14 protein-coding genes are annotated in these 14043 nt (G+C 51.4%); 9 read left to right on the forward strand and 5 right to left on the reverse strand.

Going from position 1 to position 14043, the window contains the following annotated elements; translation table 11 throughout:
* The first annotated feature begins 308 nt into the window (after positions 1-308).
* From AC2FIO_RS22045 to AC2FIO_RS22065, 5 genes are all read left to right on the forward strand, one after another.
* A complete protein-coding gene (locus AC2FIO_RS22045; RefSeq protein WP_496699983.1) occupies positions 309-1649 on the forward strand; it encodes a metal-dependent hydrolase family protein in 1341 nt (446 codons plus the stop codon).
* Positions 1650-1717: 68 nt separating this feature from the next.
* On the forward strand, positions 1718-3070 hold the full coding sequence (locus AC2FIO_RS22050; RefSeq protein WP_496699984.1) for a metal-dependent hydrolase family protein: 1353 nt from the start codon (positions 1718-1720) through the stop codon (positions 3068-3070).
* Between the two features lie 58 nt (positions 3071-3128).
* Positions 3129-3527: a GYD domain-containing protein gene (locus tag AC2FIO_RS22055; RefSeq protein ID WP_282121511.1), complete on the forward strand. Its 399-nt coding sequence runs from the start codon at positions 3129-3131 to the stop codon at positions 3525-3527.
* 59 nt (positions 3528-3586) lie between these two features.
* Complete coding sequence (locus AC2FIO_RS22060) at positions 3587-4825, forward strand: dipeptidase (protein ID WP_496700036.1); 1239 nt, start codon at positions 3587-3589, stop codon at positions 4823-4825.
* 88 nt (positions 4826-4913) lie between these two features.
* A complete protein-coding gene (locus AC2FIO_RS22065) occupies positions 4914-6002 on the forward strand; it encodes a HupE/UreJ family protein (protein ID WP_496699985.1) in 1089 nt (362 codons plus the stop codon).
* Positions 6003-6378: 376 nt separating this feature from the next.
* Here AC2FIO_RS22065 and AC2FIO_RS22070 read toward each other — a convergent pair whose 3' ends face one another.
* A complete protein-coding gene (locus AC2FIO_RS22070) occupies positions 6379-6738 on the reverse strand; it encodes a hypothetical protein (RefSeq protein ID WP_145974847.1) in 360 nt (119 codons plus the stop codon).
* Between the two features lie 467 nt (positions 6739-7205).
* On the opposite strand from AC2FIO_RS22070, the gene AC2FIO_RS22075 reads away from it, so the two are divergent.
* Positions 7206-7913: an IS6 family transposase gene (locus AC2FIO_RS22075; RefSeq protein WP_496699986.1), complete on the forward strand. Its 708-nt coding sequence runs from the start codon at positions 7206-7208 to the stop codon at positions 7911-7913.
* A 108-nt stretch (positions 7914-8021) separates the two neighbouring features.
* Here the strand turns inward: AC2FIO_RS22075 and AC2FIO_RS22080 are convergent, their stop codons facing one another.
* From AC2FIO_RS22080 to AC2FIO_RS22090, 3 genes are read right to left on the reverse strand one after another with little or no spacing between them, the layout of a single operon-like run.
* Positions 8022-9080 (reverse strand): adenylate/guanylate cyclase domain-containing protein, encoded by a 1059-nt coding sequence (locus AC2FIO_RS22080; RefSeq protein ID WP_496699987.1) that lies wholly within the window; start codon positions 9078-9080, stop codon positions 8022-8024.
* The gene (locus tag AC2FIO_RS22085; protein ID WP_282151851.1) at positions 9077-9466 is read right to left on the reverse strand and encodes a DUF1987 domain-containing protein; all 390 of its coding nucleotides are present in this window, start codon (positions 9464-9466) and stop codon (positions 9077-9079) included. The genes AC2FIO_RS22080 and AC2FIO_RS22085 overlap by 4 nt, the downstream gene beginning before the upstream one ends.
* A gap of 10 nt (positions 9467-9476) precedes the next feature.
* Positions 9477-10088 carry a SiaB family protein kinase gene (locus AC2FIO_RS22090; protein ID WP_496700038.1) on the reverse strand — a complete coding sequence of 204 codons (612 nt, stop codon included), beginning with the start codon at positions 10086-10088 and terminating at the stop codon, positions 9477-9479.
* A gap of 63 nt (positions 10089-10151) precedes the next feature.
* On the opposite strand from AC2FIO_RS22090, the gene AC2FIO_RS22095 reads away from it, so the two are divergent.
* The 3 genes from AC2FIO_RS22095 to AC2FIO_RS22105 all read left to right on the forward strand — a co-directional run bounded on the left by AC2FIO_RS22095 (position 10152) and on the right by AC2FIO_RS22105 (position 12848).
* Positions 10152-10529: a hypothetical protein gene (locus AC2FIO_RS22095; RefSeq protein ID WP_496699989.1), complete on the forward strand. Its 378-nt coding sequence runs from the start codon at positions 10152-10154 to the stop codon at positions 10527-10529.
* Positions 10530-10554: 25 nt separating this feature from the next.
* On the forward strand, positions 10555-12009 hold the full coding sequence (locus AC2FIO_RS22100; protein ID WP_496699991.1) for a SpoIIE family protein phosphatase: 1455 nt from the start codon (positions 10555-10557) through the stop codon (positions 12007-12009).
* A 131-nt stretch (positions 12010-12140) separates the two neighbouring features.
* Complete coding sequence (locus tag AC2FIO_RS22105) at positions 12141-12848, forward strand: IS6 family transposase (protein ID WP_496699993.1); 708 nt, start codon at positions 12141-12143, stop codon at positions 12846-12848.
* 69 nt (positions 12849-12917) lie between these two features.
* Here AC2FIO_RS22105 and AC2FIO_RS22110 read toward each other — a convergent pair whose 3' ends face one another.
* On the reverse strand, positions 12918-13907 hold the full coding sequence (locus tag AC2FIO_RS22110; protein ID WP_496699995.1) for an AraC family transcriptional regulator: 990 nt from the start codon (positions 13905-13907) through the stop codon (positions 12918-12920).
* Positions 13908-14043: the final 136 nt, after the last annotated feature.

The raw sequence follows: 14043 nt of genomic DNA on the forward strand, positions 1-14043 counted from the left end.
ACAAACGCGGGTTCGACCCCCACGCTGCGAAGCGCTGCGACAACCGGACCCGCAACTGAAGCCCTGACGAGTGGCAGTGACTGATCCGTGTTATTACCAAGTCTTTTTGTCATCTCTTCTCCAGAAATTCGCAATATTCCCGAGTGTAGGAAATTCCCACAATAAAGTTATGAAACCTTACAGTTTCCCAAATCTATTTTTCTCGAACCGGCAATCTGTCAGGCATCAAGTTATTCGAATTCTATAATGACTCCTAGTTGCGCCTTTTGCGATTCTTGAAGATTGGAGCCCTAATGAACGGATGCCTGATGCGCATACTTGTGCCCGCAGTATTGGCTGCGAGCCATCTGTTTCCAACTCATGCCGCTTCACAGGAAGAAAGTTTCCCGATCCTTTTCACAAATGTTCATGTCTTTGACGGGGTGAACGAGGCGCGGATCGAGAACGCAAATGTTTTGGTCGTCGATAACCTGATCGCCGAGGTCTCGACTAAGCCGCTTGCCGTCGCCAATGCGCAAATCATCGATGGTGGTGGGCGCACGCTGATGCCCGGACTGATCGATGGCCACAACCATATCATGATGCCAGCGGCCCCCAATCAGGCGGTGAACGGCTGGCACTGGGGATATCTCAGTGCTGTCGTGGGCCGCGAGGCGGAGAAAATGCTCCTGCGCGGTTTTACCACGCTGCGAGATACAGGGGGCCCAGCCTACGGCATCGCCAGAGCAGTTGACGAGGGTATTCTTCCGGGCCCGCGGATCTATCCCAGCGGTCACTTCATCAGTCAGACATCCGGCCACACGGATTTCCGGTCGTTCAACGAAAGCCATACGCGTGACAGAAGCAGCCGCAATGCCTTTGAAAGTGAGTTTGGTTTCATGGCAGACGGCCGGAGCGAAGTTCTCGCATACACCCGAGAAACGTTGCGCCGGGGGGCGACGCAGATCAAGATCAGCGTAGGTGGCGGGGTCGCCTCCGCCTTTGATCCTCTGGACACGGCGCAATTCACCTTCGATGAAATCAGAGCCGCCGTCGATGCGGCCGAGGACTGGAACACCTACGTCTTGGCGCATGCCTATACGGACCGCTCCGTTCTGCGCGCTGTGGAGGCCGGCGTTCGCAGTATCGACCATGGGACGTTGATCTCGGAACTGGACACCATGATCGCGATGCGGGACGCGAGTGTGATCTACAACCCTCAGGCCGTGGCCTTTACGCCAACTCCCGAGAGCGTGGCGTCGCTCCCGCCCGAAACCGTTGAAAAATCACGCCCGGTCGTCGAAGGGCTCGACAGGTCAATGCGTCTGGCAAAAGAAAGCGGCGTGACGATCACCTTCGGAACGGACGTCTTCGGCTCGCCCGAGGCCTTGGCCCGGCAGAACGAAGAATTTGAACTCAGAAAGCAATGGTTCACGTCGCATGAGATCCTGGTCCAGGCCACGTCAAACACCGCGAAACTGGTGGCAATGTCAGGTCCTCGAAATCCATACACGGACGGACCGCTGGGCGTGATCGAAGCCGGTGCTTATGCAGACTTACTTCTGGTTGAAGGCAATCCGGTGGAAGATGCCGGACTACTGGTCGACTACACAAATAACATCGATCTGATCATGAAAGACGGCGTGATCTACAAGAACACACTCGACTGAGTGTCGCGTGGGGTGAAGGAACCTCGGCACCCCGCGCACAAACTAATTTGTCTAAGGGAGAGAGGAACATGAATGCATCAAAACGGTTATTGGCGGCCGCAAGTGTGGTTGCCTTCTCGGCGTCCGCCTCATTTGCGCAGGATGGACCTGTTCAAACCCTGTTCACCAACGTGCATGTCTTTGACGGAATAAATGAGGCCCGAATAGAAAACGCCAATGTTCTGGTTGTCGATAACCTGATCGCAAAAGTCTCACCCGAACCTCTTTCGGTTGCAAATGCCGAGGTCATCGACGGTGGGGGTCGCACCCTAATGCCGGGTTTGATTGATGCGCATGTGCACATGGCGATCACGGAGCCGGTTGCGGACCTCAGGGACAATTTTGATTGGATGTACTGGGGCGCAGTTTCCACGATCGAGGCGGAAAAGATGCTGTTGCGCGGCTTCACGTCCGTGCGCGATGCGGGTGGACCGGCGATTGGGCTTCAGAAAGCCATCGACCGGGGCAAGGCTGTCGGCCCGCGAATCTATCCGTCCGGCCCTGTGATCTCACAAACCTCCGGGCATGGCGAGCATCGGCACTACACGGAACCGCACCCAAACTTCGAAGGTGCCTCGCCCTCATTCTTCAACCAGCACGTCGAGTTTCTTGCTGACGGTGTTCCAGAAGTTCTGCGGGCGACGCGGGAAGCGCTGCGTCTGGGCGCATCGCAAATCAAGGTCATGGCCGGCGGAGGTGTGTCTTCCAGCGTAGACCCATTGCACACCGTTCAATTCTTACCGGAAGAACTGGAAGCTGCAGTCAAGGCTGCGGCAGATTGGGATACTTACGTTCTTGTGCACGTCTACAATGACGAGGGCATTCTGCGGTCCATCGAGGCAGGTGTGCAGAGCATCGATCATGCACAATTGATGACCGAGGTGTCGGCGCAGGCGATCAAGGACGCGGATGTTTGGGTTGCGCCATTCTTCTCGCTGCTGGGGCTGGATGCCGAAACAGTCACCAAAGCGCTTGGTCCGTTGGCTGCGCCCAAGTTCCTCGAGGTTCAGGGCGGGGCGAGAAACCAGATGCGGTTGCTGAAAGAATTCGGGATCGAAAAAGTCGCCTTTTCAACCGACATTATTGGGGATCCTGTCGCTCTCACAAAACAGAACGATGAGTTCAAGTACCGTCTCGAACAATGGTCGTCCTACGAAGTTCTTATGCAAGCAACGTCTAAAGCCGGTGAGTTGTTGGCTCTGTCAGGCAAACTCAACCCCTATCCCGAAGGCCAGCTCGGTGTGATTGCAGAAGGTGCGTATGCCGACATTCTACTGGTCGATGGCAACCCGGTCGAGGACGCGATGATCATGACCGACTACGAGAACAACTTCGATCTGATCATGAAAGACGGCGTGATCTACAAGAACACGCTGGAATGACTCTTGGACCGGCGGAGGTGCCTCCCTTTGTCGGCTGTTGAGCGAAAAGGATGAGCCTATGAAACGACTTCTATTGTCCGCATTTGCAAGTGCGCTGGTAGTCGCGACCGCTGTGAGCGCCGAAGAAACTCGCAGCCGATACTATCTGGGGATCGGAGAGCCGTCTCCCGAAGCTTGGCAGATCATGATCGAAAACCCCACCGACCGGGGCGAGGGTATGGGGGCCGCGCTCGAGGCAATGGGCGGTGAGATGATCAGCTATTTCTGGGGCATGGCCGACGGCCGGAACTACGTCACCGTGCGGGTGCCGGACGATCCTAGTATGGTGCAGGCAATGTACGCGGCCCGCCTCAGCCAGGGCGTTCTGAAGAACTACACCTTCATTGAATTGATGACGAGCGCCGACATGGTTGAGGCGCTGAAACGGGTGCCGGAGTTTACGACACCGGCGGAGTAATGTTGGCCTCTGATCATGAAAGACGGCGTGATCGATAGGAACAAGCTCGATTGAGTGTCGTGCGGCGGGAATACACCTCGCCACAAGGTAAGTCTTTAGAAAATCGAAACAATCGAAACTGGGAGAACTTCACCATGCATAACAGACGCGCATTTTTGAAAACTGCTGGCGCAGCAGCTGCCCTGTCAGCTACCTGCGGAAAAATGACATGGGCCAGTGAATTTAGTCCAGTTTGGGAGTCCAGTGACAAGGCAGCCCAATTCCTAAGGGACATTGTTGCCATCGACTCGCTGAACGCGAACTTTGAGCAAACCGCCACACGCCCAGAAATGTGGGACGAATATTACACCAGAGCACTCGACGCAGGCATAACGGCAACGGGTGTTACAACCGCGCAAGGCATCAACGACTTTGACACTTTTGCGCGTGAAACAAGCTACAATCTACGCAAAATCGCTGCGGATGATCGATTCATGGTAGTGCGTACAGCAGGCGACATCCAGCGAGCCCAGGACGCGGGAAAGTATGGCTTTTTCTGGAACTCGCAGTCAGCGGAAATTCTTAACAATCAGCCGGACGTCTACATGCCGTTGGCAAAGTCGATGGGCCTCGGCACAATGGGCTTGGCCTACAACGAGCGTCAGCGTGCAGGAGATGGGAATTTTGTCCTGAACCCCGGACCGATCTCGGCCTATGGCATGACAGTCGTTGATGCGATGCAAAAGTATAGAGTACTCGTTGACACGTCCCATGCTAGCGAACCCACCGCGCTGAGTACCATCGAATATGCGAAAAAAATGCGCCCTGATTTGCCCGTGATTGAAACGCACTCTTCTGTGCACGCGCTTTACTCCGGATACCCTGAAGGAGAAATTCGCCTGCGGACCAGTTCCGATGAGCGGATTCAAGCGGTTGCCGATACCGGTGGTGTGGTTAGTCTTTGCATGTTGCCCTTCATCATGATCAGCCCACAGACAGAACTTACCCGTCCTCAAGACGTTGTCGATCGAATCGACTACATGCGGGATTTGACCAGCATCGACAACGTTGGACTAAGTTCCGACGACGGCTTTGACTGGTCTAAGATTTATGAGTTTGGCAAATCAAATCCGGAACAATTCGACGATGGCGGACTTAGTGCGGCTGTAAACAAATTGGCTACAACTGGCATCGGGGAAGCCGCGAAAATCTATGCAGCCATTATCGATGAAATGTGGTTGCGAGGATATTCTGACGAGGACGTCAGGAAGGTGATGGGAGGCAACTTCACGCGCATATTCGAGCAAGTTTGGGGATAATCGATAGGCAAAGCGAGAAATGACCTTCCCTCGTTTGTTAAGGCCGGTCGGGGTAGTATTCACCCGACTGGCCTTCGCGTTTTGGCTTGTGCTTTTGACACAGTCTGCTCTGGCACACACGTTCGAATTGGGCGATGCGCAGTTGACCATCGAGGGCGACAGCTTTCGGATCGCGGTCAGCGCGGACTTGATCGAGGTTTTTGAGCGCCACTTAGCCTTAAACGGATCAGACCAATTTCTTGTTGAGCAGGTGCGTGAGCTGGATCTCGGCACAATCGAAAGCGCGCTGTCAGAAATACGCGCGGCAATCTCCGAAGAGACGCTCATACGGTTCGACGGTGAAACGGCAGATTTGCGGGCAATGTCCTTTCCATCTCCGCGCGATATCCGGGCTATTCTCGACAGACCGCCGGAAAGCACCGAATACCGCTTAGTTTTCGTCGGTTATGGTGACGCTACGCCAGGTGCCAGCGCAGTAAGTATCAAACTGTCGCCTTTACTTGGGGATATGCGGCTTGAAGTGACGGTCCCAAGTGTCACGCTGCTGCAGGCTGGACGAACCAGCCAGACACTGAACCTTGTTGAGACCCAAGAAACAACACTGAGCTCAGCAGTGGCCGACTTCTTGTATTTCACGTGGCAGGGGATCATTCACATCGTCCCATATGGGCTGGATCACATCTTGTTCGTACTCTGCCTGTTCCTATTTGCGCAAACGGTCCGCGACCTGATCTGGCTGGTCACAGCTTTTACCGTCGCGCACTCGGTGACACTGACCCTCGGCTGGCTAGGCTTCGTTGATTTGCCAACAGGGCTCTTTGAACCTTTGATTGCCTTGTCCATTGTATATGCCGCTGTTGAAAACATATTGCGCAACAAACCAGGCGGTGCCCGCTTCACTCTAATTTTCTTCTTTGGTTTGCTCCATGGGTTCGGTTTTGCGTCAGTTCTAGAGGAGATTAGCCCATCAGGCGGCCATTGGTTGACCCGGCTAATTGGATTCAATGTAGGCGTTGAGATTGGCCAGTTGGTTGTCATAGCGGCGGCCTTTCTGGCTGTTGGACTTTGGCGCAAGGAACCGTGGTACAGATCGCTCATCGTGGTACCCGTGAGTTTTGTCATCGCTTTGGTGGGCGCCCTCTGGACTGTCGAGCGGGCTCTTGCAGCGTTGACATAATACGTGAGCATCAAGTCTATGGTTTTTGATTGTCCGCTATTTGTCAGAAGCCGTCTCCGAGCCAATGCGAACCAAAGGCTACATTGTCCGCATGTGAGACATCGGACGTGGGCGCAGCGAATGGCCGGTTTGGATATCAGCCCGTTTCACGCCTTTGAATGTCCGGTTTCGGGAAAACGTGCTGCGGCGCCGCGTCAGACCCCAAGATATGGTCGTGGAGCAGTGGTAGATTTCGCTGCGACAACGACCGGCAGAAAAGTCCGCAAGGCGGACGTTGGCGCTTTGCAACGTTGGGTCTGCTATCCGTCCAAAAGCCGACATCTGACCAAATCAATCAGCTGACCGCGTTGAGTCCAGGGGTTATGATTCAGCCGTTTTACTTAGCAAGGTCACCAACGATGCCAACGGCGTCGACGACAGTCGAAAGATCATCAGAAACTTCCAAAATTTCATCGTTGACGCGTATGTAACGATTTCCTTTTCCTGGAGGTTTCAATTTCCAGTTGGAAAGGTCGCCGATGTCCGAGTAATCCAAGTCGGCAGGAAGTTTGGCTCCTCTTGTATAGCGCTTTATTTGCCCTGGCGGCACAGCTTTCTGACCCTTATCCGGCTTGCCATCCAACTGAACTTTCTTGTCTTTTGACTTCCCGCCTTTTTCTTTGGCGGAAGCCACATCGATGACGCCAACCATCAAGGTCAGGGCCAGCATCCAAACGAATACAGAATAGATCTTCACGCGGTGTTCCTTCAATTTCACTGAACTCATACTGTTGTTGCATTTGTTACATTTTCTTTGGAGACTTCATTTAATGAACCAACGAACAATCATGCCCTAGCCTGTGTTCACGTCGGTCTGAATTTGAAGACCTCTGGAGCAGTCTGGTCATGAATTGTGTTTTTAGCGGTCAGACTTTGTGGCAATTGAAGCGAATGCCCGCTTTAAGACCAGTAGTTGTTGCAACATCTTTAAGCAAAGAACCTGGCATCTCGGTCGAAGCTAAATTGTTTCACATGAGGATCGATGCGTAGCTCGCGGCAGAAGCCTTATGAAGGCTATAGGCAAGCAAAACTGCAAGAACGCATATTGGGCCGGCTATTTCCAAAAACGCTTTGAAAGATGATTGGGAGCTATTCCCAAGGGAGAAAGGTCTTGTCAGAAGAACTTTGCTTGAGCGGGGCAGGGCAGTTGCGTAGCTTTTGCCCATGACCAGACCTGCCACCTTCAAGTACTTCAAAACCAGTCCTGAGATCATCCGCCTGGCGGTGATGCTGTATATTCGGTTTCCACTCTCGCTTCGGAATGTCGAAGATCTGCTGCATGAGCGAGGCATCGACGTGAGCCACGAAACTGTCCGATATTGGTGGAACAGGTTTGGCCCAATGTTTGCTGCCGAGATCAGACGAAAGCGTGTTCAGCAACTCCGAGCCTTTTCAAAATGGAAGTGGCACGTGGACGAGGTCTTTGTGAAGGTGAATGGCAAACGCCACTATCTCTGGCGTGCCGTCGATCACGAAGGTGAAGTGCTGGAAGTGGTTGTTACCAAACGCCGAAACAAAGCTGCAGCGTTGAAATTTCTTAAGAAATTAGTGAAACGCCACGGCAAAGCTGAAGAAGTAGTCACAGATCGCTTCGCATCCTACAAGGCTGCGCTCAGAGAGCTGGGCGCGCTCGAAAAACAACAGACGGGAAGGTGGCTTAACAACCGGGTTGAGAATTCGCACCTGCCGTTTCGACGACGCGAACGCGCTATGCAACGTTTCAGGCGCATGCGAAGTTTACAGAAATTCGCTTCCGTCCATTCCTCCGTATACAACCACTTCAACCAGGAAAGATCGCTAGCCAGCCGAGACACCTTCAAGCTGACCCGCGCCGCCGCACTTAGCGAGTGGCGTCAACTCTGTTCCGGATAGGTTCGCGGTTTCCGCAGCAAACTGAGACTGGTTAGAATTCGTCTGACAGCACCTTCCAGAGATGTTGCCAAAACACTTCAAACACTTTCAAACACTGGCTGCCCGACTTCAGTGTTCGTTTTTGCGGAGTGTAGCAAGCGCCAACTTGAGTATTTCTAAGCTCGCGGCGCGTTCTTCTGATGTCATTGAGCTCGGGTCTAACATCATTCGAAAATTCGGGTTTTCGTATACAACTTTTTCTACGCGCGGTCTCGAATTCTTTTGACCTAAGACACGGTAGGTCATGACAGGTTGAGCCACACCCTTTACCTGGATGGCGCCGACTTTTTCTGTTTCTACTTCGTGGTTTACGTGCGCCCAAGTTTCGTACGAGATATAAATCGCACCCTCGTCGGCTTGATGCTCCAACCTAGAAGCTACGTTTACAGCCCCACCAATAATGGTGTAGTCCATACGGTCGTCACTCCCAAAGTTTCCGACAGTACAAAAGCCGGTATTGATACCAATACGGCATTGTAACTGTTGTCTAATTCCTTGACGCCTCCATTTTGCCTGCAACTCTGCCAACTTGTCTCGCATTGCAATTGCCATTCTCACGCATGCCAAAGCATCTTCCCGCACACCTTTAGTCTCCGGGTCTCCAAAGAAGACAAGGATTGCGTCGCCGATAAACTTATCTATCGTCGCACCGTGGTTCAGAGCGACTTCCGCCATTTCGGTCAGGTAGCTGTTCAGGAGTTCTGTTAAGTCTTCCGACTCCATCTGATCCGTAAGCTCTGTGAAGCCGGCGACGTCCGAGAAAAACACTGTCAGCTTTTTTCGCTTACTCGCGAGTTTAACTTCTTGGCGACCGGAAAAGATCGAGTTGTAGACTTGAGGCGATAAGTATTTGGCAAGCTTTCCTGACAATGCCTCAAGCTCTTGGTTTTTTTGGGTAACCTCTTCGGCGGCGATGCGCTGTTTTTCGGCTAATGCATTCAATTCCCGCTCGTTGCGATCACTCAATCGCATCATGCGCCGCGTGGTTCTGAGCAGCTTTCTGTATTCTCCGACAAGGTTTTCAATTGACTTGCGCGTTTCATCATTCGGAAATTGTCCACTGTTTAAAGCTGCTTCCGCGACTTCCAAAGCCTCATTCTCGCGAACAAAGAGATCGTCGATTGTCATCGATCCAACAACTTTTCCAGTGTGAATTTGGCATGTTTCAGGTCCTCCCCAAACTCCTCCCCAAGTTCTTCCATGGTCTCGTCTTCGGGGTCGTGAAACCAATAGACGTCAACGCTTTTCCCCGCCTCAGCAGCGGAATCCAAAAGCTCCATGATCATCATGATGGCCTTGGCGCTGGACGAATTGAAATAGATGAGTTCAAATTCAAATCGACATTTGGATATTGAGCCATCCGACAACCAACTTTTCAAAGCATCAAACAACGGGTTGTAGAAGGTCGTAACATCCTCAGGGTAGGACTCCCCAATCAGTTTGAGGTGGCCAACGTCAAAATCGAACGCGACGGCCGGAGTGCGGTTTGTTGCCGGGATATCAATATTTTGCATCCGTACCCTCTTAAACCGTCGCTTTGAGTGCGAAGAATGCGTGCTGATCGTCAATCCGCATAAAATCAAATTCGATTGGCTTTGACGCTCGACGCGCAATTTCAATTAACCCGATGCCTGCACTATTGCCGACAGCGTCAGTTTCTGACCGGAGTTGGTCTTTGTATGCGGCCCTAAGTTCCTCACGATTCATGGCGCGTAGTTCTGAAAGCCGTCTTCGCATGTTGTCTACGTCACTTAAAAGGATCAGATTGCCCGCATGAACGACATAGCCGCCGGCCTCGTTTCCGATGGTCACAATGCCGTAACTTATGTCCAGCACCTCAGTCTCACCGTCGGTCGGTAGTCGTTCAACAGAATATCTGATGATGTTCTGCATTTGCTCGACAAAAACAGCGAAAACACTTCGGAGAGTTTTGGTGTCAGCGTCTTCAGACACTAATTTCTGCTTTAACGCATCGCCAACACCGCTGAGGATACCTTCAGTTACATAACCACTGTATGCAAAGACAACGCCTTGTCGGCGCAGGTTCGCGCGCAGTTCGTAGACTTCGCTTGCAAGCATTTGTTCCCCTTGGTCATGCTTGGGTGGAACCAAGTTCAATTCAGGCCTTAATATCATAAGATACACATTTATGCATTTTTAGTGTATCAATTGTGCAGTGTTATTAGTGGGGAGGTTAGCATGATTAGGCTATTGTGTATGGTCGCCGTAGTAATATCGTCCAACCCGGCAGCAGCGGCCGACATTCCAACTGAAGTCAAGGCAAAGCTCCAATCCGCCATGATTTCACATGTTGATGGAGTGATGGTCGACGGTTCTTACACTTATCTGGACACGACCACCAACGCGTTTGAAACCGTTTATCCTGCAAATGTTCATCCAATGGTTATTCTTGCGGGAAGTGACTATTTCGTCTGCTCTGAAATGATAACCGAAGGTGGCGACACCGTGACCGCAGACTTTCTAGTTCGGGAAGTTTCCGGGGACTACAAAGTTGTACAGATGATCGTCAATAATCGTGACGCTCTTCAGGCCGCGATGAAGAACATCGGGAACTAAATGCCGGACACTATAGAGGCATTTAGTGCATAAACTCTGGACATTCTTGAAGCGCCGAATATTCCTGAAGCATATTCTGGCGACCCTCCTGCTCGGAGGTGTGCTAAACGCCATTGTGCTTCTCTTTTACTATGAATTCAAAAGGCAAGCTCAAACAGATCAGGTTGCGGCGGAAGTTGCAACGATTTCCAATCGTATCGCGCGCCCGTTGGCTGAATTGGTTGAAGCAGGAAATCTTGCGCAAGCAACGAGCCTGCTGGCGGTCTATTCGGGTTTTCCTTACGTTATCTGCGCTGAACAGAGTTTAGAACAAAGCTCAGAAACTCTGGTTTCCTGGCCTGCTATAGGATGCGACAAAATAAAAAAACCTGGCTTAGACATCGTCGTTACTGTTCCCACGGCAGCAGGGCCGACCACGATGTTGGCCCGAATTGATCAGGAGATCTTGAACAATGAGCTAAGGACAGAAGTAGGCGTTGTGGTCCTTCTTGGAATTCTCGGCGGATTTGCACTGATCTTAGCAGGCGCTGCTGCATTTTTATGGCTCATCAACAGACCTCTCGGCCAAATGTTGAAGGCCATCGAAAGATTTGAGCGATACGATGACCCTCAGATTGTCCCATACGAGTCGGAAGATGAGATTGGCAAAGTAGTTCAAAGCTATAATTCAATGCTGGATCGAGAGGTTGAACGAGTCAACGAAATCCGAGAGGCGCACCATAAGATCGTCGCAAGCGTAAATTATGCCACGCGAATTCAACAGGGTTTGTTACCCACGACAAGTCAGTGTGATGCCGCATTTGCCGATTTTGCTGTTAAATGGGAACCTCGCGATTTGGTTGGAGGAGATATCTACTGGATTAAGTCGGATGGCCCAATTTCGACGCTCGCCGTAATTGATTGTACAGGTCATGGCGTTCCTGGGGGTTTCATGACTATGTTAGCAATCGCTTCTCTTGAGCGGCTCTACTTCGAAAATGAAATGCTTAGCCCGTCGCTGGCACTGTCCAAGTTGAGCGATTTGACGCGTGCACTTCTAAATCAGGATACTGCAAACGGGGCTTCCAACGACGGCATGGACGCTGCGATATGCCAGATCGATTCAGCAAAAGGGATAGCGACGTTTGCAGGTGCGCATATGTCTCTTTTGGTCAAATCCAATACCGGCATTGACCGAATCCGAGGTGACAAGCTGAGCATTGGGTATGTGGATACTCCAATTGGCCCAAAATTTTTCGAACACGAAGTTCAATTGGATCAAATCACAGATTTTTTTGTTTCAACTGACGGCTTGATTGACCAATTAGGTGGAGAAAAACGTTTAGCTTTTGGTTTTCAGAGAGTTGTATCTGTATTTGAACAGGAAGAGTGGTCGTGTTCGGAAGAGCTATTGTCGGCTATTCACAGCGCTTTTCAAGACTATAGTACGAAGGAAGAACGCTTGGATGACTTGACAATGATTGCTTTTCGCACTGCCTGAAATGCAGATTGAGGTGTGTTTAAGAGGTGCGACGCCCTCTGCTAATCCCAAAACGTTGAAATCTACTCCAGTACGGTCTTGTCAGAAGAACTTTGCTTGAGAGCGGTAGGGCGGTTGCGTAGCTTTTGTTCATGACCAGACCTGCCTCATTCAAATACTTCAAAACCAGCCCTGAGATTATCCGCCTTGCGGTGATGCTGTATATTCGGTTTCCACTCTCGCTTCGGAATGTCGAAGATTTACTGCACGAGAGAGGCATCGACGTGAGCCACGAAACTGTCCGATATTGGTGGAACAGGTTTGGCCCGATGTTTGCTGCTGAGATCAGACGGAAGCGTGTTCAGCAGCTGCGCGCATTCTCCATATGGAAGTGGCACGTGGACGAGGTTTTCGTGAAGGTGAATGGCAAGCGGCACTATCTTTGGCGGGCTGTTGATCATGAAGGCGAGGTGCTGGAAGCCGTTGTCACCAAACGCCGAAACAAGGCTGCAGCACTGAAACTCCTCAAGAAGTTAATGAAGCGACACGGCAAAGCTGAAACCGTCGTGACGGATCGCTTCGCCTCATACAGAGCCGCGCTCAAAGAACTGGGTGCACTCGAAAAACAAAGGACGGGCAGGTGGCTCAACAACCGCGACGAGAACTCGCACCTGCCGTTTCGACGAAGAGAACGGGCCATGCTGCGTTTCAGGCGTATGCGAAGCTTGCAGAAATTCGCCTCCGTCCATTCCTCCGTTTACAACCACTTCAACCAGGAAAGATCGCTAGCCAGTCGAGACACCTTCAAGCTGACCCGCGCCGCCGCTCTTAGCGAGTGGCCTCAACTTTGTTCCGGATAAGTTCGCGATTTCCGCGGCAAACTGAGACTAGTTCGAATTAGTCTGACAGCACCACCCGTCTGACAGTACCTAAACCCTACTTGTGAAGGCCGACGGAGAAAGGCCTTCCCACCTTGAGAATGCCTCTGAAAAACTCTGCCGATGCTCGAAGCCAAGTATTTCGGCAGTTTCAACTATGTCTTTTCCAGCCACTAGGAGGCGCTTTGATGCAAGGTGCCGCTCAGTCTGAACGATTTCACGAAAAGAAGTTCCTTCAGACTTCAAACGAAGTTGAAGCGTCCGCTCGTGTAATTGCAGTGCTCCACAGGTGTTGACTAGAGACCATGGCGCAACTCCGAATGAAGCACGAACTAGGCCGGCGACAATGTCCTTCGTCAGTGGTTTTTCGCAAGCCTTTATGGATTCATCGGCCAAATAGCGCGAAAACACTTCGGCTCTCAGTGCATCTATTTTGGACATCTGCGACTTGAGTGCTTCTTCGTCGAACGAAATGTACCCTTGGGTGGAAGCCCTAACGCGACTTATAGCGGAGTTGAACAGAACGTGCGTCGAACAGCCATTAGGGTAGGAAACATCAATGTCCGGATCGGTGCGATTGTTTGCAAGGCAGACAACGTTGGCCAATAGAGTTATTGTGTATTGAACATCTTTGGCTCCTTCAAAAGCGTCAAAAGGATTGAAATACCAGATATGGCAACGCTTTTTGTAGGTTCTGATTACTAACTCTGAATCGCTCTGATAGTACAACAGCGCAGACTTGGCGATCTGCAAAGCGTCCCACAAGGTATCAGCGGAAACGATTGCGCGACCAAAAACGCCCAAATCTTCCACTTTCTGAACATAGCCTGCTCGGGCAAAGAAATCATCATCGCCAGCGAACCGAGTTATTTCCTTCATGCCCTTTAGGTAGTTGGAAACGTCAACAATCTCCTCTGGCTCCGTTGGCAGGTTGAAAGAATGCAGCGTTTTTTGAAACATCCGAGCGTTGTCAGTAAGCAAGGAGATTGGACCATGGAATGAGCCCGCTCTAATCGTGAATTCGTTGACCTTTTCACTCATACACTGTGCTCGGACAGTGATTCATTATGTGCTTTGGCGTGTTTAGCGAATCTCTTCATATAACTTCTTATATATGAATGCTTCCCGTCGTTAGCAGGCTAACACACGTTTTTTGTGAATATGAATGTTGCTTTTG

Source organism: Ruegeria sp. CDSB086, assembly GCF_059611065.1.